Below are 23,806 nucleotides of genomic sequence, written 5' to 3' on the forward strand. Positions count from 1 at the left end.
GAGGTGAAACGCCGTGGCACTCTCGATCTCTGCCGTGGTGCTGCTGGCGATCATCGTTTTCCTGCTGGTCCGCCGTGCGGGCCTGAAAGCGGGACACGCGGTGGTCTGTGTGCTCCTCGGCTTCTACCTGGCGAGTTCCACCATCGCCCCGACGCTCAGCCAGCTCACCTCGAACGTGGCCAGCATGATCAGCGGCATCAAGTTCTAGGTCGGACACCCTCTGGGCCGCGCCCCGGCGGTCGTTCGCCGGGGCCCGCCGGGCGGGGCGGGGCGGGCAGGCCGGGACCGGCGCGGGGCACCCCCTACGCTAGGCCCATGAACGGTCTTCCCGCCCGTCGTCTGCTCTTCGTGCACGCGCACCCCGACGACGAGTCGATCAACAACGGCGTCACCATGGCCAAGTACGCGGCCCAGGGTGCCCACGTCGCGCTGGTGACCTGCACCCTGGGTGAGGAGGGCGAGGTCATTCCGCCCGCACTCGCCCACCTGACGGCCGACCGCGACGACACCCTCGGCCCGCACCGGATCGGCGAACTCGCCGCCGCCATGGCCGAACTGGGCGTCCACGACCACCGGTTCCTCGGCGGCCCCGGCCGCTTCCGGGACTCCGGGATGATGGGCGCCCCGCAGAACCGCCGCCCGGAGGCCTTCTGGTCCGCCGACGTGGACGAGGCCGCCGCGTACCTCGTGGAGGTGATCCGCGAGCTGCGCCCGCAGGTGCTCGTCACCTACGACCCCGACGGCGGCTACGGCCACCCGGACCACATCCAGGCCCACCGGGTCGCCATGCGCGCGGCCGAACTGGCCGCGGAGACCGCCTACCGGCGCGACCTCGGCGACCCCCACACGATCGGCAAGATCTACTGGAACCGCGTGCCGCTCTCGGTGGTCGAGGAGGGTTTCGCCCGGCTGGGCGCCGCCCGGACCGAGGTGCCCTTCCCCGGAATGGCCTCGCCGCGTGACGTCCCCGGCGTCGTCGACGACGAGCGGATCACCGCCGAGATCGACGCCGACGAGGCCCTGGTGGCGGCCAAGACGGCCGCCATGCGGGCCCACGCCACCCAGATCGCCGTGGACGGGCCCTTCTTCGCGCTCTCCAACGACCTGGCGCAGCCGCTGTTCGCGCGCGAGTACTACGAACTGGCCGAGGGCCGGCCGGGCGCGGCGGCGGGCGAGCGTGAACACGACCTCTTCGCGGGGGTGGAGGCGTGACCGGCGCCCTGACGGCGGGCCGGATCGCCGGCTGCCTGGGCCTGCTGGTGCTGGGCGCCCTGACCGGCCTGGCCGGCTGGCTGGTCGTGGACCTGTGGTTCCCCGGCGGGCTGCTGCTCGCACTGCTGGCCCTCTTCGGGCTGTTCCTCGGCGGCCGGATCGCCCTCGGGACCGGCCTCGGGGTGGGCGGCGGGGTCCTCGGCTGGTTCCTTTCCTACGTGATGCTCGGCGTCCCGCGCCCCGAGGGGGACTTCCTGCTCAGTTCGTCCGGAATCGGCATGTACGCCTACCTTTTGGGTGGGGCGGTGCTGGCTGTGATGTGTGCCACGGTCACCCTTCCGGCGGATCGGCCGGTTTCGGCCGCACGGTCCGTCAAGTGACGTGGTGTCGGACCTCGTAGGGAGTCCGGCCGAGGTGCGCGGACGGGGTCGCGTACGGCGCTCCGGGGCGGTTCGGCGGGCTCTCTGAGGAACCCCTGATCCCCGGCAGTCAGTTGCGTGCGGGCGGCGGCCAGTATGGTGGACGGGCCGCCGAGCTGCCCGCGCACGGTATGACGGGCGGCGGAGCCAACCGGGAGAACCTGCCTTGAGTCGTGAAACCGACAGTTCGTCCTCCGGGCCCAAGGGGTCCGGTGGAGCCGCCTACCCCTCGGGTACACCGCCGTACGGAACCGGCCAGTACCCGTCCACGACTGTGCCACCCGGGCCTGGCGCGGCGACCGCCCCGGAGGAGAACCCTGTGACCTCGAATCCGTCCACGCCTGAATCCGACGGGCCCAAGACCGAGACCACCCTGACGACCCGGATCCGGATCAACATTCCGGGCTCGCGGCCGATCCCGCCGGTGGTCGTGCGCAAGTCGATGGGCACCAACTCCGGCACGTCCGGCACCGGGGCGCAGACCCCGCCGGAGCCGGGGCAGGGACCCGGGCAGCAGGACAGGCCCCCGCTCGCGCAGCGTCCGGGGCCCCGGCCGACCCGTGTCGAGGCCGCGCCGGAGCCGGACCCGGCCCCGCCGCAGGCCGAGGAGCCGGCCGCCAACAACTGGTTCGCGCCGCGCAAGCCGCCCGCCGCCGCGCCCGCGCCCGCGGCGCCCGCCGCCGCGCAGATGCCGGCGGCCGCCCCGGCGCCGCCGCTCGCCAAGCGGGTGCCCGGCGCGACGCCGACGCCTCCCGCGCCCGGCGCCGCGTACCCGCCGCACGTCCAGGCCCCGCCCGCGCCGGACGCCGGGTACGCCCCGCCGGTGCAGGACGCCGCGTACGCGCCGCCGCGCACCACCCCGCCGCCGCCCGTCGCCGACTACGGCACGGGCTACGCCCAGCCGCAGGCGCCCGCCCCGGCGGCCCCGATGCCCGGCGGCCCCGGCGTCGGAGCGACCCAGGGCTTCCCGGCATACGGCACCGACCACGGCGACGGCGGCCCGTCCACCGAGGCGTTCCCCGTCTACGACAGCCACGCCGACGCTCCCGCCGGCCCCACCGGTGGCCCCGGCTTCGGCTCCGGCCCCGCCGCGGGCGGTCCGGCGGCCGCGGGCTGGCCCGGTCCCGACCTGGACGGCCCGCTGCCCACCCCGGTGCCGGCGCCCGCGCCGGCCGCGCCCCGGCCCACGCCGCCCGCGGACAAGAAGGCCGCCGCCAAGCCCGCCGCCAAGCCCGCCAAGAAGGGCCGCTCGAAGCTGGTCCTCGTCGGCGGCGGCATCGTGGCACTCGTCGGCGTGGCCTACGGCGCCGGGCTGCTCCTGAACCACTCCGACGTCCCCAAGGGCACCACCGTCCTCGGCGTCGACATCAGCGGCAGCCGCGACGAGGCCGCCGCGAAGCTGCAGACGGCCTTCGGCACCCGCGCCGCGGCCCCGATCCAGCTGAGCGTCGGCGGCAAGCCGGTCGAGCTGAAGCCCGACAAGGCCGGCCTGACCCTGGACGCCCAGACCACGGTCCGCAACGCGGCCGGCAGCGACTACAACCCCATCACGGTCATCGGCTCGCTCCTCGGCAACGAGCGGGTCGCCGACGCCGTGATGCCCGTCGACGAGGAGAAGCTCCGGGTCGCGCTGCAGGAACTCGCGGGCACCGCGGGCTCCGTCACCGAGGGCACGATCACCTTCGAGGGCGGCAAGGCCGTCGCCGTCCCCGGCAAGGCGGGCACCGGCCTGGACGTGGACGGCTCGGTCGACCTCGTCACCAAGGCCTTCCGCGACCAGGTCGGCACCGGCAAGGCGGCCGTCGTGCAGCTGCCGACCGCCACCAGGGAACCGGTCGTGGGCCAGGCCGAACTGGACCGCGCGATGAAGGAGTTCGCCGAGCCCGCGATGTCCGCCAACGCCACCGTCAAGGCGGGCGCCAAGTCCATCGCGTTCGGCAAGCTGTCACTGCCCAAGATCCTCAGCATGCAGGCCGTGGACGGCCGCCTCACGGAGAAGTTCGACCTGGAGGCGCTCAAGTCGACCTACGGGAACACCTTCGACGGCGTCCTGATCACCCGAGGCACCGGTGCCAAGACGGCGGTCACCCCGCAGGACGTCGCCGGCGCGCTCGGCAAGGCCCTGCGCGGCAAGACCCCGGCCGAGCGAACCGTGGTCATCGACACCAACCCCAGCTGACATCCGGCACGACGAGGCCCCCCCGGGCGGGGGCCTCGTCATGCCCGCCGGACGGCCTGTTCCGGCGGTGCGTCCGGCGCCCTGCCGGGGCGTCTCCCCGGCCGCGGAACGGAGCCCGGGGCCGGAACGCACGGCAGCGGTGCGTCCGGCGCCCTGCGGGGATCGCCCCGAAGCCCGCGCCGGCGAGCGCACCACGCCCGGTCACGTCGGGGCCGGGTGGATGCCGGGATGATCCCCGCAGGGCGCCGAACGCACCACCGCGCCCGTTCCGGCCCCGAGTACCGTTCGGCGCCCGAGGAGACACCCCGGCGTGCGCCCGGTCCCGGCGTGACCCCGCACCCCCGAGCCCCCGGCGTGGCCCCCGCACCCCCGGCCCCGCACCCCCAGCGGGAGCGGCAGGCGCACGAGGCGTCAGTTCAGCAGGGCGCGCGCCGAGACCGCCTCGGCCCGGATGCGGGCCGCCGCGTCGTCGTCCACCGCGGCGACCACATCGGCGTACGCGTCCAGCTCGGCCGCCCCCTCCCGGAAGGAGCCCCGCTCCACCAGCAGCCGCGCCCTCTCGTACCGCAGCGACGCCGGATGCGACGGCAGCAGCAGCGACAGCTCCAGCGCCCACAGGGCCACGCCCGAGTGCTCCGGACGGGTCGAGGCCCACGCCCGGATGTTGGTCAGGATCCGCAGCACGATGTCCAGCGTCCTGGCGGGCGTACGGGGCCCCGCCGCCAGCTCCGCCGGCCCCGCGCCCAGCGAGGCGCCCCCGGCGAACGGGTCCACGACCACGCCCTCCTCGGGGTCGCCGAAGCCCACCACGAAGTGCCCCGGCAGCCCCAGCCCGTACACCGGCGCGCCCGCCCGCCGGGCGACCTCCAGCCACACCACCGACAGCAGGATCGGCAGGCCACGCCGGCGCCGCAGCACCTCGTGCAGCAGCGAGGACGACAGCCGCTCGTAGTCCGCCGGGGTGCCGTGGAACCCCAGGCGCCCGCCCAGCAGTTCCGTCACCGCCGTGGCCCACGCCCGGCCGCCCCGCAGGCCGTACGGCAACATCCCGGCCAGCCGGTCCAGCTCGATCTGCGCCCGGTCCATGGCCTGTTCGTCCAGCTCCGGGTCCGCCTCCGCCGCCAGCAGCAGGCACATCAGCGCCAGGTCCGGCCGCTCCGACCGGGCCTGCTCCGCGAACTGCTCCCGCCGGGCCGGCGTGCTCACCGGGCCGCCCGGAAGTGGTGGTAGGAGTGGTGCGCCGCGAAGCCCAGCCCGTCGTACAGCGCCAGCGCCCCCGCGTTGTCCGTCTCCACCTGCAGCCACGCCGCCGAGGCGCCCTCCTCCAGCGCCCGCCGCGCCAGGGCGGCCATCACGGCCGTCGCGAGCCCCTCCCGCCGGTGCTCCGGATCGACCGTCACCGCCGCGAAGCCGGCCCACCGGCCGTCCACCACGCACCGTCCGATCGCCCGCCCGCCGGGCAGTGAGGCGAACCAGACCGACGGCCCCTCCACCAGGACCCGCCGGGCCACGTCCGGGTCGGAGACCCTCCCGTAGCGCCCGAGCCACTCCTCGTCCGGGACACGGGTCAGCGTCACGGACCCGCTCGCGGGCGCGTCCACGTCGCCCACCGGGGCCAGCGCCCCGATCCGTACCTCCGCCGACGCCTCGGACGCCCAGCCGCGGCGCTCCAGCTCCGCGCAGAGCAGCTCCTGCGTTCCGGCGGCTCCCGTGGCGGCCTGCACATAGGCCGGAAGTCCTCGTTCCGCGTACCAGGAGGTCACTCGGGCGAGTGCATCGTCCAGCGGTATCCCCGGGTCGCCGGCCGGTAGTACGGAGTTGGCCCGCCGTGTGAACCCCGCTGCCGCGCGCAGCGTCCACCCGCCCAGCGGCTCGCTCTCCAGCGGCTGCCAGGACCGCGCGCAGACCCTCGACAGCTCCTCGAAGGAGGCCGCCGGACCCCGCCGGCGGGCCGGCGCCGCGGGCACGACCTTGCCCGCCACCAGCGACGATTGCGTGATCCGGACGGACTGGCCGTTCTTCTTTGTGATCAGCAGCACACCCTGGTCCCAGGATGTGAGAACTCCGACCGTGTCCGTGAACTCGGGTGATCCGCTCAGTCCGGTCTCCACCCGTCGTACAGAGACACGTTTACCCACGTCAGCCGGGGTGATTCGGACCTCCAGCAGTCCTCCGGCAGTGATTTCCACAGCTCTGTCCGCCCCTCCTGTTCGGATCGTGCCCGGGAACGGAGATACTAGGTGCGGGCATCGACGACGCCGCGCTCCCGCGCGATATGGAAAGCCCTACCGAGGAGGAACGAGAGCGTGACCTACGTCATCGCGGAGCCTTGTGTCGACGTCAAGGACAAGGCATGCATCGAAGAGTGCCCCGTCGACTGCATCTACGAGGGCCAGCGGTCCCTGTACATCCACCCGGACGAGTGCGTCGACTGTGGTGCGTGTGAGCCGGTCTGCCCGGTCGAGGCCATCTTCTACGAGGACGACACTCCGGAGGAGTGGAAGGACTACTACAAGGCGAACGTCGAGTTCTTCGACGAGCTCGGCTCGCCCGGTGGTGCCTCCAAGCTGGGCCTGATCGAGCGCGACCACCCCTTCGTCGCGGGGCTGCCCGCCGGTATCAACGGCGAGCACTGACCTTCACGGCAGAAGCGACCCCCGGTCCCGTACGGCCTTCCCGCCGCACGGGACCGCGGTGTTTTCCGACCCGTCCCACCCGTACGCACAGAGAGCAGAGACCACCGTGGCCGCAGTATCCGACCGTCTTCCCGCCTTCCCCTGGGACAAGCTGGAGCCGTACAAGAAGACGGCGGCGGCCCACCCGGACGGCATCGTCGACCTGTCCGTCGGCACGCCCGTGGACCCGGTTCCGCAGCTGGTCCGGCAGGCCCTGATCGACGCGGCCGACTCCCCGGGCTACCCGACGGTGTGGGGCACGAAGGAGCTGCGCGACGCCATCACGGGCTGGCTGCGCGGCCGGCTCGGCGCGAGCGCCGCCGGGCACCGCAACGTCCTGCCGGTCGTCGGCTCCAAGGAACTGGTGGCCTGGCTGCCGACCCAGCTCGGTCTCGGCGCCGGCGACAAGGTCGCCTACCCCCGGCTCGCCTACCCGACGTACGAGGTCGGCGCGCGGCTGTGCGGCGCCGAGGCGGTGGTCTACGACGACCCCACCGAGCTCGACCCGGCCGGTGTGCGGCTGCTGTGGCTCAACTCCCCGTCGAACCCGACCGGCAAGGTCCTCGACAAGGACGAACTGGTCCGGATCGTGGCCTGGGCGCGGGAGCACGGGATCCTGCTCTTCAGCGACGAGTGCTACCTGGAGCTGGGCTGGGAGGCCGAGCCCGTCTCCGTCCTCCACGACGACGTGTGCGGCGGCTCCTACGAGGGGATCGTGGCGGTCCACTCCCTCTCCAAGCGCTCCAACCTGGCGGGCTACCGGGCGGCCTTCGTCGCGGGCGACGCGGACGTGCTCGGGGAGCTGCTGGAGATCCGCAAGCACGGCGGCATGATGACCCCCGCCCCGGTCCAGGCGGCCACCGTGGCGGCGCTCGGCGACGACCTGCACGTGGCCGAGCAGCGCGGGCGCTACGCGGCCCGCCGTGCGGCGCTCCGGACGGCCCTGGAGGCCCACGGCTTCCGCGTCGAGCACAGCGAGGCGAGCCTGTACCTGTGGGTGACCCGGGACGAGCCCTGCTGGGACACCGTGGCCCACCTCGCGGACCTGGGCATCCTGGTGGCGCCCGGCGACTTCTACGGCGAGGCGGGCGCGCGCTTCGTGCGCGTCGCCTTCACCGCCACCGACGAGCGCGTGGAGGCCGCGGTCAAGCGCCTCGGCTGACCGGTGACATGCCCGAGGGGGCCGGGAGTGTCTGCCACTCCCGGCCCCCTCGGCGTTCTCCGGGCGTCAGCCGCCCAGCGGCAGGCCGCCGGGCAGGCCACCGCCCAGGGGCAGCGAGGAGACCGGCAGCTCCTGGGTCGTGGGCAGGCCGCCGAGCAGGCCGCCCGCCTGGCCGGCCAGGTCGGACGCGGGCGCCGGCAGGGACTTGGTGGCGGCACCCGCGTTGCCGAGGGCGTCGGCGGCCGTTCCCGTGGCCGTCTCGGCGGTCGCCTCGGGGGCGTCCGTGGCGGTGAGTGCGCCCAGCTGCGGCACGGACTCCAGACCGGCGGCGTTGGCTGCGCCGGCCGCACCGACCACGGGAGCTGCCCCGGCTGCGACGAGCAGCGCGGCACGGGCGATCCGACGGGTCAGGGGGAGGGACATGATGCTCCTAAGCGGTAGCGGCTGAGTACGGCCTGCCTAACCGCTCGCGGGGCGGGTGGAGTTGCGGCACCGCCGGGTAAAGGATCGGTAACGCATCGTTTAATCGGCTTCCGCGACAAGCGCACCGGATCGCGCCGACCAGGGGTTCCGTGCGTTCCCGGGCCCGGCGGGCACGATGGTGATCACCCCCGCAGGAGTGATCACTCGTACGCGCGGCCGGGTGCCCCCGGGGTGCTCCCGAACGCCTCCGCGCGCCCCGTGCGGGCTCCGCCCGGCGTCCGCACGGCGTCCGCACGGATCAGCGGGCCAGGAAGATCCGGACCTCGCCGGGGGCCGCGCCGTAGGGATCGGCGTCGCCGTTCTTCGCGCCCGCGCCGCCCTTGTCCTGCCACCGGCCCCGGTCCTTGCCCGCGACCCAGCCGCGCAGGTCGTAGGACACCCTGGCGATCCCCAGCTCGCGCGAGTTGGCCACCGCCCAGTGGGCCATCGCCCGGCTGCGGCGCGTCGCGGCCTCGCCCGCCTCCTTCTTCTCCACCATCGCGACCTCGGGCTCCTGGACCACCCGGCCACCGCCGCCGTTGCGGCCCGCCTGACCGCCCTGGCCGCCCTCCGGCCCGAAGGTGTGCATCCCGTCCTTGCCGAAGATCCGTACCAGGCCCTCCCGCACCTTCTCCGGGTCGCCGGGTTCCGTGGGCGCCGGCCCGCCGCAGTCCAGGACGCCGCCGCCGGCGAAGGCCGCGGTCAGCACGGTCGCGTCCGGCTCGTGCTTGGCGTAGGCCTGCGGGTAACCGCTGCGCTGCACCTTCTGCGCGGCCACCGTCAGCGGCAGCCGCGAGTACCCGGGCACGTCGACGAGATGGTCGTAGAAGATCGCGGCCGAATAGACCGGGTCCGTGATCTGCTCCGGCGTGCCCCAGCCCATCGACGGCCGCTGCTGGAAGAGGCCCAGCGAGTCGCGGTCGCCGTGGTCGAGGTTGCGCAGGGCGGACTCCTGCATGGCGGTCGCCAGGGCGATGGTGACGGCCCGGTCGGGCAGCCCCTTGGCGATGCCGACGGCGGCTATCGTCGCCGCGTTCGCCGCCTGCTCCGGGGACATCTCGTACTTGTCGGAGCTGCCGTCACGACCGGACGCGTCCGCACTGGCGACACAGAAGGGCGCGCCACCGCCGACCGAGGCGCGCTGCACGGCGAAGTACCCGATCACCGAAAGGAGAACGAGCAGGCCGACGACCACACGCAGCAGCCTGCGGCGGCGAGGACGGGGTTCACGGATCTCGGACACGCGGCCCACCGTACTTGAGGCATATGGCGCGTCCACCGGGCGGACGAGGGACGCTTCGCCACACCCCGGGGCGTTAGGGTCAGTTCCATGTCCGAATCCGAGCTGAACCTCACCCTGGACGCCGCCGAGCTGACCGCCCGGCTCGTCGACATCCCTTCCGTGAGCGGCGACGAGAAGGTACTCGCCGACCTCGTGGAAGAAGCGTTGCGCGGCCTGCCCCACCTGACCGTGGACCGCTTCGGCAACAACGTCGTCGCCCGCACGCACCTCGGCCGCGCCGAGCGCGTCGTACTGGCCGGCCACCTCGACACCGTGCCGATCGCCGGCAACGTCCCGTCGCGCCTCGACGAGAACGGCGTCCTGTGGGGCTGCGGCACCACCGACATGAAGTCCGGCGTCGCCGTGCAGCTGCGCATCGCCGCGACCGTGCCCGAGCCGAACCGCGACCTCACCTTCGTCTTCTACGACCAGGAGGAGGTCGCCGCCGACCTCAACGGTCTCGGCAAGGTCGCCGAGGCCCACCCCGACTGGCTCACGGGCGATTTCGCGGTCCTGCTGGAGCCCTCGAACGCCGAGGTCGAGGGCGGCTGCCAGGGCACCCTGCGGGTGCTGCTGCGCACGTCCGGCGAGCGCGCCCACTCCGCCCGCAGCTGGATGGGCTCCAACGCCATCCACGCGGCGAGCCCGATCCTGGCCCGGCTCGCGGCGTACGAGGCCCGCAAGCCCGTCATCGACGGCCTGGAGTACCACGAGGGCCTCAACGCGGTCCGTATCGAGGGCGGCGTCGCCAACAACGTCATCCCCGACGCCTGCACTGTGACGGTCAACTTCCGCTTCGCCCCGGACCGCAGCATGGACGACGCGATCGGCCATGTCCGGGAGGTCTTCGCGGACTGCGGTGTCGACGAGTTCGTGATCGACGACTTCTCCGGCGGCGCCCTCCCCGGCCTCTCCCACCCGGCCGCGGCCGCGTTCATGGAGGCGGTCGGCGGCCGCGCCATGCCGAAGTTCGGCTGGACGGACGTCTCCCGCTTCAGCGCGCTCGGCGTCCCGGCGGTGAACTACGGTCCGGGCGACGCCCTGCTGGCCCACAAGGTGGACGAGCGCGTGGAGACGAAGGCGATCCTGCACTGCGAGGAACGACTCCGCGCCTGGCTGACCTCCTGAATTCCGCTTCCCGTCACCTTCGTGCGCCTACCCTGATCCAACGATCAGCAGGAGGGAGCACATCATGGGCAACCCCGAAGGCAACGCTCGTCGTCGGCCCGAGGAGCAGCAGCTCGGGCCGGTGCTGAGGCGGCGCAGCCAGGTGCAGGCCGGCAGTACGACGGACCAGCGGCTGCTGGACTCCGCCGGGCCCTCCGAGTGGGTGCACACCGATCCCTGGCGGGTCCTGCGCATCCAGTCGGAGTTCATCGAGGGCTTCGGCACGCTGGCCGAGCTGCCGCCCGCGATCAGCGTGTTCGGCTCGGCCCGCACCCCGGAGGGCTCGCCCGAGTACGAGGCGGGCGTGCGGATCGGCGGCGCGCTCGTCGACGCCGGGTTCGCGGTGATCACCGGCGGCGGTCCGGGAGCGATGGAGGCGGCCAACAAGGGCGCCCGCGAGGCGGACGGGATCTCGGTCGGCCTCGGCATCGAGCTTCCCTTCGAGCAGGGGCTCAACCAGCACGTCGATCTCGGCCTGAACTTCCGGTACTTCTTCGTCCGCAAGACGATGTTCGTGAAGTACAGCCAGGGCTTCGTCGTGCTGCCCGGCGGCCTCGGCACGCTGGACGAGCTGTTCGAGGCGCTGACCCTGGTCCAGACCCAGAAGATCACCCGCTTCCCCATCGTGCTGTTCGGCACGGAGTACTGGAGCGGCCTGGTCGACTGGCTGCGGGGCACGGTGATCGCCCAGGGCAAGGCCTCGGAGAAGGACCTCTACCTCTTCCACGTCACCGACGACGTGGACGAGGCGATCGCCCTGGTGACGAAGGAAGTCGGCAAGTAGCACCACCGCCGCGGGCCGGCCGCGGCCGGCCCGCGGGACCGGGCCGGCCGCCGGGGCGTCAGGCCAGGCCGCGGCGGGCTACTGCCGGGGGGCGGTGGCCCTGGATCGAGCGGACCATGTCCAGGATCTGCCGGGTCTCGGCAACCTCGTGGACGCGGTAGACCTGGGCGCCCAGCCAGGCCGAGACGGCCGTGGTGGCGAGGGTGCCCAGCAGCCGCTCCTTGACCGGCTTGTCGAGGGTCTCGCCGACGAAGTCCTTGTTGGACAGGGAGACCAGCACCGGCCAGCCCGTATCCGTCATCTCCGCCAGCCGCCGGGTCGCCTCCAGCGAGTGGCGGGTGTTCTTCCCGAAGTCGTGACCCGGGTCGATCATGATCGCGTCCCGCCGGACACCGAGGGAGACCGCACGTTCGGCGAGCCCGACCGTGACCCGCAGGATGTCCTCCATCACGTCCTCGTACGCGATCCGGTGCGGCCGGGTGCGCGGCTCGACCTCACCGGCGTGCGTACAGACCAGGCCGACGCCGTGGCGCGCCGCGACCTCGGCGAGCCGGGGGTCCACCCCGCCCCACGCGTCGTTCAGCAGGTCCGCCCCGGCCTCGCACACGGCCTCGCCGACCTCGTGCCGCCAGGTGTCCACACTGATCACCACGTCCGGGTGGCGGCGCCGGACCTCGGCCACGAAACCGACCGTGCGCCGCGCCTCCTCGGCCGCGTCCACGTGCTCGCCCGGGCCCGCCTTGACCCCGCCGATGTCGATGATCGCCGCGCCCTCGGCGACCGCCTGCTCCACCCGGTCCAGCGCCGGCTCGTCGCGGAACGTCGCGCCCTGGTCGTAGAAGGAGTCCGGAGTCCGGTTCACGATGGCCATGATCACCGGCTCGTGGGTGTCGAACTCGCGCCTGCCCAGTCGCAGCATCCTGCTCTTTCCTCCTTCGGCGGCCCTCGCGCCTCGCCTGCGACCTTAACCTGGTGGCCGGAGTCTCTCAGGGGAGTTGATCGTGTTCTTCTTCTTGATGATCGCGCTGGTCGTGGTCGTGGCAGCGGTCACTCTCGCGGTGATCGGCGGCGGCTCGGAGGCCGTCCTGCCGGAGGCGGAGCCGGACCGGGTGGCGGACGGGCTGCCGGAGAGCCGGCCCGTGGTGCGGGAGGACATCGACGCGCTGCGGCTGCCGGTCGCGCCGCGCGGCTACCGGATGGCCGAGGTGGACGACGTACTGGAGCGGCTCGCCGCGGAGCTCGCCGAGCGGGACGCGCGGATCGCACAGCTGACGGCCTCCGCGGACGCGTCCGGCCCGGTCGGCCGGGTCGACCTCAGCAAGGGCGGTGACCGGTGAGCGGAGCGGTCGCGGGCCCCGACGGGCTGCTGCGCTGCCCGTGGGCGCTGTCCACGGGCGCCACCGGCGAGTACATCGCCTACCACGACGGCGAATGGGGCCGTCCGGTCCACGGCGACGACGCCCTGTACGAGCGGCTGTGCCTGGAGGCCTTCCAGTCGGGGCTGTCCTGGCTGACGATCCTGCGCCGCCGCGAGGGCTTCCGCAAAGCCTTCTCCGACTTCTCCATCGCCGCGGTCGCGGAGTTCGGCGCGGCCGACGCGGAGCGGCTGCTGGCCGACGAGGGGATCATCCGCAACCGGGCCAAGATCGAGGCGACCCTGGCCAACGCGAAGGTCCTCGCGGGCTGGGAGGCCGGCGAGCTGGACGCCCTGATCTGGTCCCACGCCCCCGAGGAGCCCGGCCCCGCCCCGCTCACGGTCACCGAGGTCCCGGCGGTCACCGCGCAGTCCACGGCCCTCGCCAAGGCCCTCAAGAAGGCCGGCATCCGCTTCGTCGGCCCGACGACCGCCTACGCCCTGATGCAGGCGTGCGGGCTGGTCAACGACCACCTGGCCGCCTGCGCGCTGCGCGACCCGGCCTGAACCGGGCCGCGCGGCCGCGCGGCTCAGCGGCCGAGGTACTTCGGGGGCTGCTTGGCGAGGAAGGCCTGGACGGCGATGGCGTGGTCCTCGGAGGCCCCTGCACGGGTCTGCAGGACGTCCTCGCGGACCAGGGAGTCCGCGAGGGTGTGGGAGGCCCCGTACGCCAGGGACTCCTTCACGGCGGCGTAGGCGACCGTCGGGCCCTCCGCCAGTGCGCGGGCCACGGCCTCGGCCTCGGCGTGCAGGGAGTCCGAGGGCACCAGGCGGTTGACGATGCCGAGCTCGTACGCCTCCTGCGCCTTGATCGAACGCGGGAAGAGCAGCAGGTCGGAGGCGCGGGAGGCGCCGATCAGGCGGGGCAGGGTCCACGAGACCCCGGAGTCGGCGGTCAGGGCCACGCCGGCGAACGAGGTGTTGAAGGAGGCGGTGTCGGCGACGACCCGGAAGTCGGCCGCCAGGGCGAAACCGAAGCCGGCCCCCGCCGCGACGCCGTTGACGCCGGCCACCACGGGCTTCGGCATCTCGGTGAGCGTCCGCACGATCGGGTTGTAGTGCTCCTTGACCGTGTTCATGGTCAGCGAGGAGCCGGTCTCCCGGTCCGAGACGAGATTCCCGATGTGCTCCTTGAGGTCCTGGCCGACGCAGAAGGCCCGGTTGCCCGCGGCGGTCAGCAGGACCGCACGTACGGCGGTGTCCTCGGCCGCCGCCTGCGCCGCGTCGCGCAGGGCGACCTTGGCCTCGGTGTTCATCGCGTTCATCGCGTCGGGACGGTTGATCGTGATGGTCGCGAGTCCGTCGGTCACTTCGTAGAGCACACTGTCGGCCATGGCGGGGGGTCCCCCTTCGTCGCGGGCTTGGCTACCGGCCGGTACCGGCCGGTGCAAGGGTCAGCATGGCGGACCGGACCCGACGCGCACATGTGATGTGCGTCAAACGAACCCGGAGCCGTTTCCCCGGGTGCGGCGGCGAAGTATCGCAGGCGGATCCCCGAAATGAGTGGTTTTGGCCGAGCGCGTTGCGCAAGCGTTCCCGGGTGATGTTGGTCATCGGGTCCTGACATGCGGGATAATGGCTGGGAAGCAATGTGTTCGATGCCGGGTATTAGGCGCCTGAACGGGGCCGTCGGCTGACGATGAGCTGGTTTCAGGAAGGGGAACGAGCATGGCGGCCATGAAGCCGCGGACGGGCGACGGCCCGCTCGAGGTCACCAAGGAGGGGCGGGGCATCGTCATGCGCGTACCGCTCGAGGGCGGCGGTCGGCTTGTCGTCGAGCTGACCCCCGATGAGGCGGACGCCCTGGGTGACGCCCTGAAGAAGGTCGTCGGCTGACCCGCTGACAGCACTTCCACCTTCTGCTTTCGCATTCTCTGCGCTGCCCCGACCGCGATCAGCGGCCGGGGCAGCGTTGTGTCGTGTCCCAGGGCCGTGTCGTGTCCCAGGAACCCCTGTCCCCACCATCCCGGCGGAGCCGCACGTGACCTTCTCCCCGCCCGCGCCGCCGGCCTTCGCCGACTGCACCCCCCGCCAGAAGGCGGCCCGCGTCCTGTCCGACGTGCTGGCGCCGGCGAACCTGGTGGTCGCCCTGCTGCTGGTCGTCGGAGGGCACAGCACCGGGTCGTGGACGGGGCTCGGCTGGGGCCTGCTCGCCGCCCTGTTCTGCGGTGTCGTCCCGATCGGCATCATCACCGCCGGGGTGCGCCGGGGCGCACTGACCGACCAGCACATACGGGTCCGGCGCCAGCGGGTCCTCCCGATGGCCCTGAGCCTGGTGTCCGTTCTCGCCGGGGTCGCCCTCCTGCGCGTCCTGGGCGCCCCGGCGGCGGTCTTCGCGCTCGTCGTGGCGATGCTCGTCGGCCTGGTCTCGTCCCTGCTGGTGACGGTGGTCTGGCAGATATCCATCCACATGTCGGTGGCCGGTGGCACCGTGATGATCCTGCTGCTCGTCTTCGGCCCGGTCGTGCTCCCGGCGGCCGCGGTGGCCGCCGCCGTCGGCTGGTCCCGTCTGGAGCTGCGGGCCCACACGCCGGCCCAGCTGCTCGCCGGCACCGCGCTCGGCGGTACGGCGGCCCTCACCTTCGCGCTCCTGAGCTGACCCGGCCCCGCCCGGCCCCGCCCCGGACCGCTACGGGGTCAGCGGCGCACGGCGCACAGCAGCCCGTCGCCCACGGGGAGCAGCGCGGCCTCCAGCGCCGGGCTCTCCCGGACGCTGCGCAGCAGCTCGCGGACGCGGAGCACCTCCACCGGCTGGGCCGCGGAGTCGACCGTACGGCCGTCGGAGAAGACCCCCTCGAAGCACACCAGCCCCCCGGGGCGCAGCAGGCGCAACGATTCAGCGAGGTAGTCGAGGGACTCGGTCGGGTCCCCGTCGCAGAAGACGAGGTCGTACCCGCCGTCGGCGAGGCGGGGCAGGACGTCGAGGGCGCGGCCGGGGATGAAGCGGGCGCGGTTGCCCGCGAACCCGGCGGCGCGGAAGGCCTGGCGGGCGAAGGCCTGCCGGTCGGCCTCGGGATCGACCGTGGTCAGCACCCCGTCCGGGCGCATCCCGTGCAGGAGGTGGATGCCGGAGACGCCGGTCCCGGTGCCGATCTCGGCGACCGCCTTGGCGTCCGCGGTCGCGGCCAGCAGGCGCAGCGCGGCGCCGGTCCCGGGGGAGACGGAGCGCAGGCCCGCTTCCCTGGACCGGTCGCGGGCCCATCGCAGAGCGTCGTCCTCGGCGACAAACGCGTCGGCGAACGCCCAGCTCGTCTGCCGGTTGCCGGTAATGACCCTCTCCTGTCCCCATAGTTGGCGCAACGGTGACTGTATCCGTTGACGTCGGGAACCCGCAGATGGGACCGGGCGTTGTGAGGGGTGGAGGCGGGACGAGAAGGACGGCGCCGGGCAGATCGGCGGCGGGGACCGCCCCAGGGCCTAAGGCTTGCGTAAAGATACTGCAAAAACCCTTATCCGGAGCTGACAGAGGGGGTGGCTATGGTAGGGACTCCACTGGACACCACCAGAGCCGACAGGGGAGGTGCGGCTGCGCCTGTGGATCGTCGGGGCGTGTTCAGACGCCTCTTCCGGTCGGCGGGTGAGCCGAAATCCGTGACCTACACTGCTGACCGCTTCCACACCGCAGACACCGCAACCACCGCGACCTTTGCCGCAGATGCGGGATCGCAGGCGTGGACCCCTCCCTCGTGGGAGGAGATCGTCAGCACGCACAGCGCGCGGGTCTACCGCCTTGCCTACCGTCTGACGGGCAACCAGCACGACGCCGAGGACCTGACCCAGGAGGTCTTCGTCCGCGTCTTCCGCTCGCTGTCCACCTACACGCCCGGCACGTTCGAGGGCTGGCTGCACCGCATCACCACGAACCTGTTCCTGGACATGGTGCGCCGCAAGCAGCGGATCCGCTTCGACGCGCTCGCCGACGACGCCGCCGAGCGGCTGCCGAGCCGTGAGCCGTCCCCCCAGCAGGTCCTCCACGACACGCACTTCGACGCGGACGTCCAGCAGGCGCTGGACACCCTCGCCCCCGAGTTCCGCGCGGCCGTGGTGCTGTGCGACATCGAGGGCCTGTCCTACGAGGAGATCGCCGCGACGCTGGGCGTGAAGCTCGGCACCGTGCGCAGCCGTATCCACCGGGGCCGTTCGCACCTGCGCAAGGCGCTCAAGCACCGGTCCCCCGCGGCCCGGGCCGAGCAGCGCGCGCTGGCGGGTGTGGCGACGGGCGCGCCGGTCGCCGGGAGAGAGGGCGGAGCCGAGTGACCGCAGCCAGTTCTTCTCCTGCCGAACAGCACCTGGGCGACCGGCTCGCCGCCCTGGTGGACGGGGAGCTGAAGCACGAGGCGCGCGAGCGCGTCCTGGCCCACCTGGCGACCTGCGCCAAGTGCAAGGCCGAGGCCGATGCCCAGCGCCGTCTGAAGACCATGTTCGTGGAGAGCGCGCCACCACCGCTGTCCGCGGGCCTGCTGGCGCGTCTCCAGGGCCTCCCTGCGGGCGGCCTCGACGGACCGGCCGGCCCCATGGGTCCACCGGGGCCGGGAGCCGCCGAGCCCGACCCCTTCGGGGCCTTCGCGTACGGGCTGCCCGTGGCCGCCGCCCGGCCGCAGGAGGGCTTCCGCATCCACGAGGTGGGCCGTCCGCGCCGCCGGTTCGCCTTCGTCGCCGCGGGAGCGGTGTCGCTGGCGGCCCTCGCGCTGGGCGGCACGCTGCCGCTGGAGGCCACGGAGCCGAACGGCCGGGGTGATTCCCCGGCGCCCGCCTCCAGACCCGGCCCCGCCCTGCCCGTGTCCGATGCGGCGGTGCGCGACCGGCTGCCCACTCCCGCCGCCGTACCGTCCCTCCTGACGGCCGTGGCGAGCCCGCCGGCGCCGCTGCAGCCGTCCCCGTCGGCCTCGGCCCGTCCGGTCTCCCTGCTGCGCTGATGCGGGACCTGGTTGAATCGGCCGGACATGCGCACAGGTACGCGGGGAGTTCCCATGTCCGACAGCCAGCAGACCGACCCGGCTCCGCAGTGGTGGAGCCGGCCCGAGGGCACGGCCGACAGCCGGCGTGACGCGGTCCCGGCCCCGCGGCCCGAGGCCGGCGAGTGCGGGGACGGGGACGAGGGGAGCGGGTCCGCCGGGCAGGCGGCCGGCGCTCCCGGTCCGCCGGCCGGCGCGGTCCGCTACGACCCGTGGGGTGCGCAGCCCCTCCAGGTCGTGGACCGGGGCCGGGACCGCCCCGGGTTCCGGCTGTGGCAGGTGGCGGCCCTCGCCGCCGCCACGGCCCTGTTCGCCGGCGGGATCGGCGGCTATGTGGGCGTGCTCGCCGAGCGGCAGAGCGGCACCCGGCTGGAGCTGCCGCAGGCGGCCGTCGCGGACAAGGGCCGGGCACCCGACAGCGTGGCCGGGATCGCGGCGACCGCACTGCCCGGGGTGGTCACCCTGCACGTGCGGGGCGCGAAGAGCAGCGGCACGGGCACCGGCTTCGTGCTGGACCCCCAGGGACACATCCTGACCAACAACCACGTGGTCGCCGACGCGAAGGAGATAGCGGTCACCTTCAGCTCCGGCGAGAGCGTCACCGCCGAGCTGGTCGGCCGGGACTCCGGCTACGACCTGGCCGTGGTCAAGGTCAGCGGGGTGCGCGGGCTGCGGCCGCTCAGCCTGGGCAACTCCGAGAACGTGCAGGTCGGCGACCCGGTCGTGGCCATCGGCGCACCCTTCGACCTCTCCAACACCGTCACCGCCGGCATCATCAGCGCCACCGGCAGGCCGGTCACCGCGGGCGGAGACAAGGGCGACGGCAGTGACATCAGCTACGTCGACGCGCTGCAGACCGACGCCCCCATCAACCCCGGGAACTCCGGCGGCCCCCTCCTGGACGCCAGGGCGCACGTGGTCGGCATCAACAGCGCGATCCGCGGCGCCGACAAGGACGATCCCACCCGGCAGGGCGGCTCCATCGGCCTGGGCTTCGCCATCCCCATCAACCAGGGCAAGCGCGTCGCCGAGGAACTCATCGCCACGGGCCACGCCACGCACCCCGTCATCGGGGTCACCCTCGACATGGACTACACCGGGGACGGAGCCCGGGTGGGGGACAAGGGGGAGGACGGCAAGCCGTCCGTGACCGCCGGCGGACCGGGCGCGCGCGCCGGGATCAGGCCCGGTGACGTGATCACCAAGGTGGACGGACAGCGGGTCCGCGGCGGCGACGAGCTGATCGTCAAGATCCGGGCCCACCGCCCGGGCGATCCGCTCACCCTCACCGTGCTGCGCGACGGCCGGGAACGCACCCTGGACGTTGTCCTCGGGTCGGCGAACGGTTCATGATCATGGGATGGCCGGGGGATGAAACCCCGGCCGGCCCGGTCCGCGTGTAGGGGCCCGCGGGCAAGGCCGGGTACCGTGTGGTGGGGCCCGAAGTGACAGAGAGCCGAGGAGCGGCAAGGTGTTCAACGACATAGGCGCACTCGAACTCGTCACGATCGTGGTGCTGGCCATTCTCGTTTTCGGTCCGGACAAGCTGCCCAAGGTCATCCAGGACGTCACGGGCTTCGTCCGCAAGGTCCGCGCGTTCTCCGACAGCGCCAAGCAGGACATCCGCTCCGAACTCGGTCCAGACTTCAAGGACTTCGAATTCGAGGACCTGAACCCGAAGACCTTCATCCGCAAGCAGCTCTCGGAGAACGAGGACCTCAAGGAGATCCGCAGCAGCTTCGACCTCCGCAAGGAGATGAACGAGGTCTCGGACGCCGTCAACCGTCCGGAGCACGACCCGGCACCGGCCGCCGCCCCGTCCGGCACCGCCGGTCCTGACCTGCTGAAGAAGCCCGAGGCCCCGGCCGCCGAACAGCGCGTGCGCTTCGACGCCGACGCCACCTGACCCAGCCTGCCCGGGGATCCGCGGTCGGATGGCTATCCTCCATCTGTCCGGATCGCGGGACGCCCGAGGGAGGGGGTCCCCCCAGCGCAGCGAGGGGGAGGGCCGTTCCGGACCCCACGGAACGAGAGGCCGCCCAGATGGAGACGACGAGCAGCAGCCTGGTAGGGGCGCAGACCGCCGAGGCACCCGCCGCCGCGGACGCCGCGCAGGAACCGCATACGAGCCCGCACACGGGGTCGCATACCGGCGACCCGGCCGGGTCGCAGCAGCCGGAGGCCGGCGCACCCGTGCCGGCGGCCCGCCGGACGGCCGAGGGCTTCCTGGCCGCAGATTTCCCCTGGTACGGGCTGGACGAAGCCTTCACCGGGCCCCGCTGGCTCATGCAGGTGGGCACCGCCGCCGACGGCACGGTGGAGCACGGCTCCACCGGCCACGGCGACGAGCCCTCCGCCCGGGGCGAGATCGCCACCGGCGAGAAGGAGCGCTTCGCGGTGGTCATCACCGTGGCGAGCAACCCGCTGCGCCGCAGCGGCGACGGTACGGGCGTCCTGGAGGCCACCTCGGTCTCCTCGGCGGCCTGGCTGGCCGGCTCGGGGCTGCTGGCGTACAGCTGGCCCGGACAGATGGACCACGCCCTGCGCAACGACTGGCTCGACCAGCAGACCGAGGCCGCGTGGGAGCTTGCCGACGACCTCGACGGCGAGGACTGGTCCACGCTGTCGCTGCCGGTGGACGGCGAGCCGACGACCTTCCACTACCGCGAGTCCGAGTTCGGCTGGGTGCTCGCGGGCTCCACCGGCAGCGGGGTCCACCTGGGCGCCTACGGCCGCGGCATGAGCGCCTACGGCCTCGGCTTCTCGGCCATCTCGGACCTCGGCACGTACGAGTAGCCGGACGCCCCGGGCGCGGGCACGGGCACGGGCACGGTACGCAGAAGGGCACCGCCGGCCGGCGGTGCCCTTCTCGCGTGTGCCCCTCAGGGGCGGGAGACCTAGAACTTGTTGCGCGGGGTGATGCCCAGGGACATGCCCGACAGGCCGCGTGCGCGGCCGCCCAGCTTGCCCGCGATCGTGCGCAGGGCCGCACCGGCCGGCGAGTCCGGGTCGGACAGGACGACGGGCTTGCCCTCGTCGCCGCCCTCGCGCAGCCGGACGTCGATCGGGATCGAGCCGAGCACCGGCACCGTCGCGCCGACCGTCTTGGTCAGCCCGTCGGCGACCTTCTGGCCGCCGCCCGAGCCGAAGACGTCCACCATCTCGTCGCAGTGCGGGCACGGCAGGCCCGACATGTTCTCGACGACGCCGACGATCTTCTGGTGGGTCTGCACGGCGATCGAGCCGGCCCGCTCGGCCACCTCGGCCGCGGCCTGCTGCGGGGTGGTGACGACAAGGATCTCGGCGTTCGGCACGAGCTGGGCCACGGAGATCGCGATGTCACCCGTGCCCGGCGGCAGGTCCAGCAGGAGCACGTCCAGGTCGCCCCAGAAGACATCGGCGAGGAACTGCTGCAGGGCGCGGTGCAGCATCGGTCCGCGCCACACGACGGGCGCGTTGCCCGGGGTGAACATGCCGATGGAGATGACCTTCACGCCGTTCGCGGACGGCGGCATGATCATGTTCTCGACCTGGGTGGGACGGCCGTCCACGCCCAGCATGCGCGGCACGCTGTGGCCGTAGATGTCCGCGTCGACCACGCCGACCTTCAGGCCGTCCGCCGCCATCGCCGCGGCCAGGTTGACCGTGACCGAGGACTTGCCTACGCCGCCCTTGCCGGAGGCGACCGCGTACACGCGGGTCAGCGAGCCCGGCTTGGCGAAGGGCACCTCGCGCTCGGCGGTGCCGCCGCGGAGCGTGGCCGCCAGGTCCTTGCGCTGCTCGTCGCTCATCACGTCGAGCGACACGCTGACCGAGGTGACCCCGGCGACCTTCTCGACGGCCTCGGTGACGTTCTTGGTGATGGTCTCGCGCATGGGGCAGCCCGACACGGTCAGGTAGACCGTGACCGCGACCTCGCCGCCGTCGCCGATCTCCACCGATTTGACCATGCCGAGCTCGGTGATCGGCCGGTGGATCTCGGGGTCGTTCACCGTCGCCAGAGCGTCCAGGATCGCGTCCTGCTCAGGCACGGCGGCGGAGCTTGTGTCGGTAGCCATGCCCCGATGGTACGGCTCGGTAGCACGGCTCAGGAAAGCCCGTCAGCGGTCGCCTTCATCACGTTCCGCCGGGAATAGACGCCGCTCGTCCATCTCCTTGATCAGGTCCTGGAACTCCGACCTGATCCAGTCACGCGTGGCGACCTCGCCCAGGCCCATGCGCAGGGCCGCGATCTCCCTCGTCAGGTACTCGGTGTCGGCGATGGAGCGCTCGTTCTGCTTGCGGTCCTGCTCGTGCGTGACGCGGTCCCGGTCGTCCTGCCGGTTCTGCGCCAGCAGGATCAGCGGAGCGGCGTAGGAGGCCTGGAGCGACAGCATCAGCGTCAGGAAGATGAACGGGTACTTGTCGAACCGCAGGTTGTCCGGCGCGAAGACGTTCCACAGCACCCAGAGGATGATGACCAGCGTCATCCAGACGATGAACCGGCCCGTGCCCAGGAACCGCGCCACCCGCTCGGAGAGCCGTCCGAAGGCCTCCGGGTCGTATTCGGGCAGCAGGGACCGCCGCGGCGCCCGCGGCAGGTCCAGCCGGACCCGCGGGCGCGTCAGCGCGCTCGCCCCGGTCGGCGCGGACTTCCCCGCCCGCTCGCCGGAACGTTCCGCCGCCTCCGCCGCCTGCCCGTGCTCGCGCGCCGAGTGCAGCCGCGCCTGTTCGCGCCGCTCCCGGATCTGCTCACGGCGCCGCTCGCGCGACTGCTCGCCGCGCCCGCGCTCAGTGCCCACGCAGAGCCTCCTGCGAGTGGAAGTCCGTCTCGCGCCAGTCGTCCGGCAGCAGGTGGTCCAGTACGTCGTCGACCGTCACCGCGCCCAGCAGCGACCCGCTCTCGTCGACCACCGGCACCGCCACCATGTTGTAGGCCGCCAGGTGCGTGGTGACCGCGGGCAGCGAGGCGTCGGGCCGCAGCGGCGGCAGGTCGGTGTCCACGATCGAGCTGACCAGGGTGAACGGGGGGTCCCGCAGCAGCCGCTGGAAATGCACCATGCCCAGGTACTTGCCCGTCGGCGTCTCGTCCGGCGGCCGGCACACGTACACCTGCGCCGCCAGCGCCGGCGACAGGTCCGCCTGCCGCACGCGGGCCAGCGCGTCCGCGACCGTCGCGTCCGGGCGCAGCACGATCGGCTCGGTGGTCATCAGACCGCCGGCGGTGTTCTCCTCGTAGGACAGCAGGCGGCGCACATCGGCCGCGTCGTCGGGCTGCATCAGCGTCAGCAGCCGCTCCTTGTCGTCCTCCGGCAGTTCCGAGAGCAGGTCGGCTGCGTCGTCGGGGTCCATGGCCTCCAGGACGTCCGCGGCGCGTTCCTCCTTCAGCTTGCCGAGGATCTCCACCTGCTCGTCCTCGGGCAGCTCCTCCAGCACGTCCGCGAGCCGGTCGTCGTCGAGGGCGTTGGCCACCTCGGCGCGCCGCTTCGGCGTCAGGTGGTGCAGGACGTTCGCCACGTCCGCCGGGCGCATCTGCTCGAAGGTGGCGACCAGGCTCTCGGCGCCCTGCCCGTCCTCCTCCAGCGAGAAGCCCGTCACCGCCGACCACTCCACCGTCAGGGCCTCGCCGCGCCGGCGCAGCGCACCCGACTTGCCCTTGCGTACGAAGATCCGGTCGATCTCCCAGTCGCGGCGGGCCGGAAGCTGCTGGATGGCCACGTCCAGGACGGTGACCTCCTCGCCGCTGGAGACCAGCGTCACCCGCCGGTCCAGCAGCTCGCCCAGGACCAGCCGCTCGGTGGGGCGCTGCTCGAAGCGCCGCATGTTGATGACGCCGGTGGTGATGACCTGGCCGGACTCGACTCCGGTGACGCGGGTCATCGGCAGGAAGATCCGGCGCCGGCTGACCACCTCGACCACCAGGCCCAGCAGCCGCGGCGGGCGGCCGCCGACCCGGAGCATCGCGACGAGGTCGCGGACCCGGCCGACCTGGTCGCCGTTGGGATCGAAGACGGGCACACCCGACAGATGCGAGACGAAGATCCGCGGGGCGCCTGCAACCATCCGAGCGCCTCCTAGAGCGTTCATCGTGAGTCGTGCCGCCCCTCAGGCTAGCC

General features: G+C 73.0%; 27 protein-coding genes. 17 read left to right on the forward strand and 10 right to left on the reverse strand.

Annotated elements, in window-relative coordinates; genetic code table 11:
* Nucleotides 1–13 precede the first annotated feature (13 nt).
* From AAT21_RS07815 to AAT21_RS34895, 4 genes are all read left to right on the forward strand, one after another.
* Entirely contained in the window at nt 14–208 is a 195-nt protein-coding gene (locus AAT21_RS07815; RefSeq protein WP_030036986.1) for a hypothetical protein, read from the forward strand.
* Between the two features lie 107 nt (nt 209–315).
* Nucleotides 316–1,212, forward strand: coding sequence for an N-acetyl-1-D-myo-inositol-2-amino-2-deoxy-alpha-D-glucopyranoside deacetylase (gene mshB / locus AAT21_RS07820; RefSeq protein WP_046776008.1), 897 nt, complete (start codon nt 316–318; stop codon nt 1,210–1,212).
* Complete coding sequence (locus tag AAT21_RS07825) at nt 1,209–1,592, forward strand: DUF6113 family protein (RefSeq protein ID WP_046776009.1); 384 nt, start codon at nt 1,209–1,211, stop codon at nt 1,590–1,592. The genes mshB and AAT21_RS07825 overlap by 4 nt, the downstream gene beginning before the upstream one ends.
* Nucleotides 1,593–1,797: 205 nt before the next feature.
* Nucleotides 1,798–3,810 carry a peptidoglycan binding domain-containing protein gene (locus AAT21_RS34895; protein WP_046776010.1) on the forward strand — a complete coding sequence of 671 codons (2,013 nt, stop codon included), beginning with the start codon at nt 1,798–1,800 and terminating at the stop codon, nt 3,808–3,810.
* A gap of 411 nt (nt 3,811–4,221) precedes the next feature.
* Here AAT21_RS34895 and AAT21_RS07835 read toward each other — a convergent pair whose 3' ends face one another.
* Nucleotides 4,222–5,115, reverse strand: a complete 894-nt coding sequence (locus AAT21_RS07835; RefSeq protein ID WP_412180302.1) for a transglutaminase-like domain-containing protein — start codon at nt 5,113–5,115, stop codon at nt 4,222–4,224.
* Nucleotides 5,013–5,999: a GNAT family N-acetyltransferase gene (locus AAT21_RS07840; protein WP_046776012.1), complete on the reverse strand. Its 987-nt coding sequence runs from the start codon at nt 5,997–5,999 to the stop codon at nt 5,013–5,015. Before AAT21_RS07840 ends, AAT21_RS07835 begins: the two co-directional genes overlap by 103 nt.
* A gap of 117 nt (nt 6,000–6,116) precedes the next feature.
* Between AAT21_RS07840 and fdxA the strand changes: the two genes are divergently transcribed.
* Both fdxA and dapC read left to right on the forward strand, forming a co-directional pair.
* A complete protein-coding gene (fdxA, locus tag AAT21_RS07845; protein ID WP_030027294.1) occupies nt 6,117–6,446 on the forward strand; it encodes a ferredoxin in 330 nt (109 codons plus the stop codon).
* Between the two features lie 106 nt (nt 6,447–6,552).
* A complete protein-coding gene (gene dapC, locus AAT21_RS07850; RefSeq protein ID WP_046776013.1) occupies nt 6,553–7,647 on the forward strand; it encodes a succinyldiaminopimelate transaminase in 1,095 nt (364 codons plus the stop codon).
* A 66-nt stretch (nt 7,648–7,713) separates the two neighbouring features.
* On the opposite strand, the gene AAT21_RS07855 is transcribed toward dapC, so the two are convergent.
* On the reverse strand, nt 7,714–8,070 hold the full coding sequence (locus tag AAT21_RS07855; protein WP_046776014.1) for a hypothetical protein: 357 nt from the start codon (nt 8,068–8,070) through the stop codon (nt 7,714–7,716).
* A gap of 298 nt (nt 8,071–8,368) precedes the next feature.
* Nucleotides 8,369–9,361, reverse strand: a complete 993-nt coding sequence (locus tag AAT21_RS07860) for a hypothetical protein (RefSeq protein WP_046776015.1) — start codon at nt 9,359–9,361, stop codon at nt 8,369–8,371.
* 78 nt (nt 9,362–9,439) lie between these two features.
* On the opposite strand from AAT21_RS07860, the gene dapE reads away from it, so the two are divergent.
* Both dapE and AAT21_RS07870 read left to right on the forward strand, forming a co-directional pair.
* Nucleotides 9,440–10,519 carry a succinyl-diaminopimelate desuccinylase gene (gene dapE, locus AAT21_RS07865; protein ID WP_046776016.1) on the forward strand — a complete coding sequence of 360 codons (1,080 nt, stop codon included), beginning with the start codon at nt 9,440–9,442 and terminating at the stop codon, nt 10,517–10,519.
* 64 nt (nt 10,520–10,583) lie between these two features.
* Nucleotides 10,584–11,342: an LOG family protein gene (locus AAT21_RS07870; protein ID WP_046776017.1), complete on the forward strand. Its 759-nt coding sequence runs from the start codon at nt 10,584–10,586 to the stop codon at nt 11,340–11,342.
* 58 nt (nt 11,343–11,400) lie between these two features.
* Here AAT21_RS07870 and folP read toward each other — a convergent pair whose 3' ends face one another.
* Complete coding sequence (folP, locus tag AAT21_RS07875) at nt 11,401–12,261, reverse strand: dihydropteroate synthase (RefSeq protein WP_046776018.1); 861 nt, start codon at nt 12,259–12,261, stop codon at nt 11,401–11,403.
* 76 nt (nt 12,262–12,337) lie between these two features.
* Here folP and AAT21_RS07880 point away from each other — a divergent pair, with 76 nt between their 5' ends.
* Nucleotides 12,338–12,679 (forward strand): DivIVA domain-containing protein, encoded by a 342-nt coding sequence (locus tag AAT21_RS07880; RefSeq protein WP_046776019.1) that lies wholly within the window; start codon nt 12,338–12,340, stop codon nt 12,677–12,679.
* Nucleotides 12,676–13,263, forward strand: coding sequence for a DNA-3-methyladenine glycosylase I (locus tag AAT21_RS07885; protein WP_046776020.1), 588 nt, complete (start codon nt 12,676–12,678; stop codon nt 13,261–13,263). Before AAT21_RS07880 ends, AAT21_RS07885 begins: the two co-directional genes overlap by 4 nt.
* Nucleotides 13,264–13,286: 23 nt before the next feature.
* On the opposite strand, the gene chcB is transcribed toward AAT21_RS07885, so the two are convergent.
* A complete protein-coding gene (gene chcB / locus AAT21_RS07890) occupies nt 13,287–14,090 on the reverse strand; it encodes a 2-cyclohexenylcarbonyl CoA isomerase (protein ID WP_046776021.1) in 804 nt (267 codons plus the stop codon).
* A 334-nt stretch (nt 14,091–14,424) separates the two neighbouring features.
* Here chcB and AAT21_RS35240 point away from each other — a divergent pair, with 334 nt between their 5' ends.
* Nucleotides 14,425–14,592 (forward strand): DUF3117 domain-containing protein, encoded by a 168-nt coding sequence (locus AAT21_RS35240; RefSeq protein WP_003966491.1) that lies wholly within the window; start codon nt 14,425–14,427, stop codon nt 14,590–14,592.
* Nucleotides 14,593–14,737: 145 nt separating this feature from the next.
* Nucleotides 14,738–15,355, forward strand: a complete 618-nt coding sequence (locus tag AAT21_RS07895) for a hypothetical protein (RefSeq protein ID WP_046776022.1) — start codon at nt 14,738–14,740, stop codon at nt 15,353–15,355.
* Between the two features lie 38 nt (nt 15,356–15,393).
* Here the strand turns inward: AAT21_RS07895 and AAT21_RS07900 are convergent, their stop codons facing one another.
* Nucleotides 15,394–16,056, reverse strand: coding sequence for an O-methyltransferase (locus AAT21_RS07900; RefSeq protein ID WP_030032218.1), 663 nt, complete (start codon nt 16,054–16,056; stop codon nt 15,394–15,396).
* 177 nt (nt 16,057–16,233) lie between these two features.
* Between AAT21_RS07900 and sigE the strand changes: the two genes are divergently transcribed.
* The 5 genes from sigE to AAT21_RS07925 all read left to right on the forward strand — a co-directional run bounded on the left by sigE (nt 16,234) and on the right by AAT21_RS07925 (nt 20,507).
* Nucleotides 16,234–17,013, forward strand: coding sequence for an RNA polymerase sigma factor SigE (gene sigE, locus AAT21_RS07905; RefSeq protein ID WP_079025505.1), 780 nt, complete (start codon nt 16,234–16,236; stop codon nt 17,011–17,013).
* Nucleotides 17,010–17,672, forward strand: a complete 663-nt coding sequence (locus AAT21_RS07910; RefSeq protein ID WP_046776024.1) for a zf-HC2 domain-containing protein — start codon at nt 17,010–17,012, stop codon at nt 17,670–17,672. The genes sigE and AAT21_RS07910 overlap by 4 nt, the downstream gene beginning before the upstream one ends.
* A gap of 54 nt (nt 17,673–17,726) precedes the next feature.
* The gene (locus AAT21_RS07915; RefSeq protein WP_046776025.1) at nt 17,727–19,064 is read left to right on the forward strand and encodes a S1C family serine protease; all 1,338 of its coding nucleotides are present in this window, start codon (nt 17,727–17,729) and stop codon (nt 19,062–19,064) included.
* A 118-nt stretch (nt 19,065–19,182) separates the two neighbouring features.
* On the forward strand, nt 19,183–19,617 hold the full coding sequence (locus AAT21_RS07920; RefSeq protein ID WP_046776026.1) for a sec-independent translocase: 435 nt from the start codon (nt 19,183–19,185) through the stop codon (nt 19,615–19,617).
* 137 nt (nt 19,618–19,754) lie between these two features.
* Nucleotides 19,755–20,507, forward strand: a complete 753-nt coding sequence (locus AAT21_RS07925) for a hypothetical protein (RefSeq protein ID WP_046776027.1) — start codon at nt 19,755–19,757, stop codon at nt 20,505–20,507.
* Between the two features lie 101 nt (nt 20,508–20,608).
* On the opposite strand, the gene AAT21_RS07930 is transcribed toward AAT21_RS07925, so the two are convergent.
* From AAT21_RS07930 to AAT21_RS07940, 3 genes are all read right to left on the reverse strand, one after another.
* Nucleotides 20,609–21,769 (reverse strand): Mrp/NBP35 family ATP-binding protein, encoded by a 1,161-nt coding sequence (locus AAT21_RS07930; protein WP_046776028.1) that lies wholly within the window; start codon nt 21,767–21,769, stop codon nt 20,609–20,611.
* A gap of 42 nt (nt 21,770–21,811) precedes the next feature.
* Entirely contained in the window at nt 21,812–22,318 is a 507-nt protein-coding gene (locus AAT21_RS07935) for a DUF1003 domain-containing protein (RefSeq protein ID WP_046777154.1), read from the reverse strand.
* 163 nt (nt 22,319–22,481) lie between these two features.
* On the reverse strand, nt 22,482–23,753 hold the full coding sequence (locus AAT21_RS07940) for a magnesium transporter MgtE N-terminal domain-containing protein (RefSeq protein WP_046776029.1): 1,272 nt from the start codon (nt 23,751–23,753) through the stop codon (nt 22,482–22,484).
* Nucleotides 23,754–23,806: the final 53 nt, after the last annotated feature.

Source organism: Streptomyces yangpuensis (assembly GCF_001005295.1).
Taxonomy (GTDB): Bacteria; Actinomycetota; Actinomycetes; order Streptomycetales; family Streptomycetaceae; genus Streptomyces; species Streptomyces yangpuensis.

Coding starts and splice junctions, on each gene's coding strand:
- sigE (WP_079025505.1), top strand. CDS start 16,234: ATGGTAGGGACTCCACTGGACACCACCAGAGCCGACAGGGGAGGTGCG.
- AAT21_RS07915 (WP_046776025.1), top strand. CDS start 17,727: ATGTCCGACAGCCAGCAGACCGACCCGGCTCCGCAGTGGTGGAGCCGG.
- chcB (WP_046776021.1), bottom strand. CDS start 14,090: ATGGCCGACAGTGTGCTCTACGAAGTGACCGACGGACTCGCGACCATC.
- AAT21_RS07855 (WP_046776014.1), bottom strand. CDS start 8,070: ATGTCCCTCCCCCTGACCCGTCGGATCGCCCGTGCCGCGCTGCTCGTC.
- AAT21_RS07925 (WP_046776027.1), top strand. CDS start 19,755: ATGGAGACGACGAGCAGCAGCCTGGTAGGGGCGCAGACCGCCGAGGCA.
- AAT21_RS07930 (WP_046776028.1), bottom strand. CDS start 21,769: ATGGCTACCGACACAAGCTCCGCCGCCGTGCCTGAGCAGGACGCGATC.
- AAT21_RS07870 (WP_046776017.1), top strand. CDS start 10,584: ATGGGCAACCCCGAAGGCAACGCTCGTCGTCGGCCCGAGGAGCAGCAG.
- mshB (WP_046776008.1), top strand. CDS start 316: ATGAACGGTCTTCCCGCCCGTCGTCTGCTCTTCGTGCACGCGCACCCC.
- AAT21_RS35240 (WP_003966491.1), top strand. CDS start 14,425: ATGGCGGCCATGAAGCCGCGGACGGGCGACGGCCCGCTCGAGGTCACC.
- dapE (WP_046776016.1), top strand. CDS start 9,440: ATGTCCGAATCCGAGCTGAACCTCACCCTGGACGCCGCCGAGCTGACC.
- folP (WP_046776018.1), bottom strand. CDS start 12,261: ATGCTGCGACTGGGCAGGCGCGAGTTCGACACCCACGAGCCGGTGATC.
- AAT21_RS07940 (WP_046776029.1), bottom strand. CDS start 23,753: ATGGTTGCAGGCGCCCCGCGGATCTTCGTCTCGCATCTGTCGGGTGTG.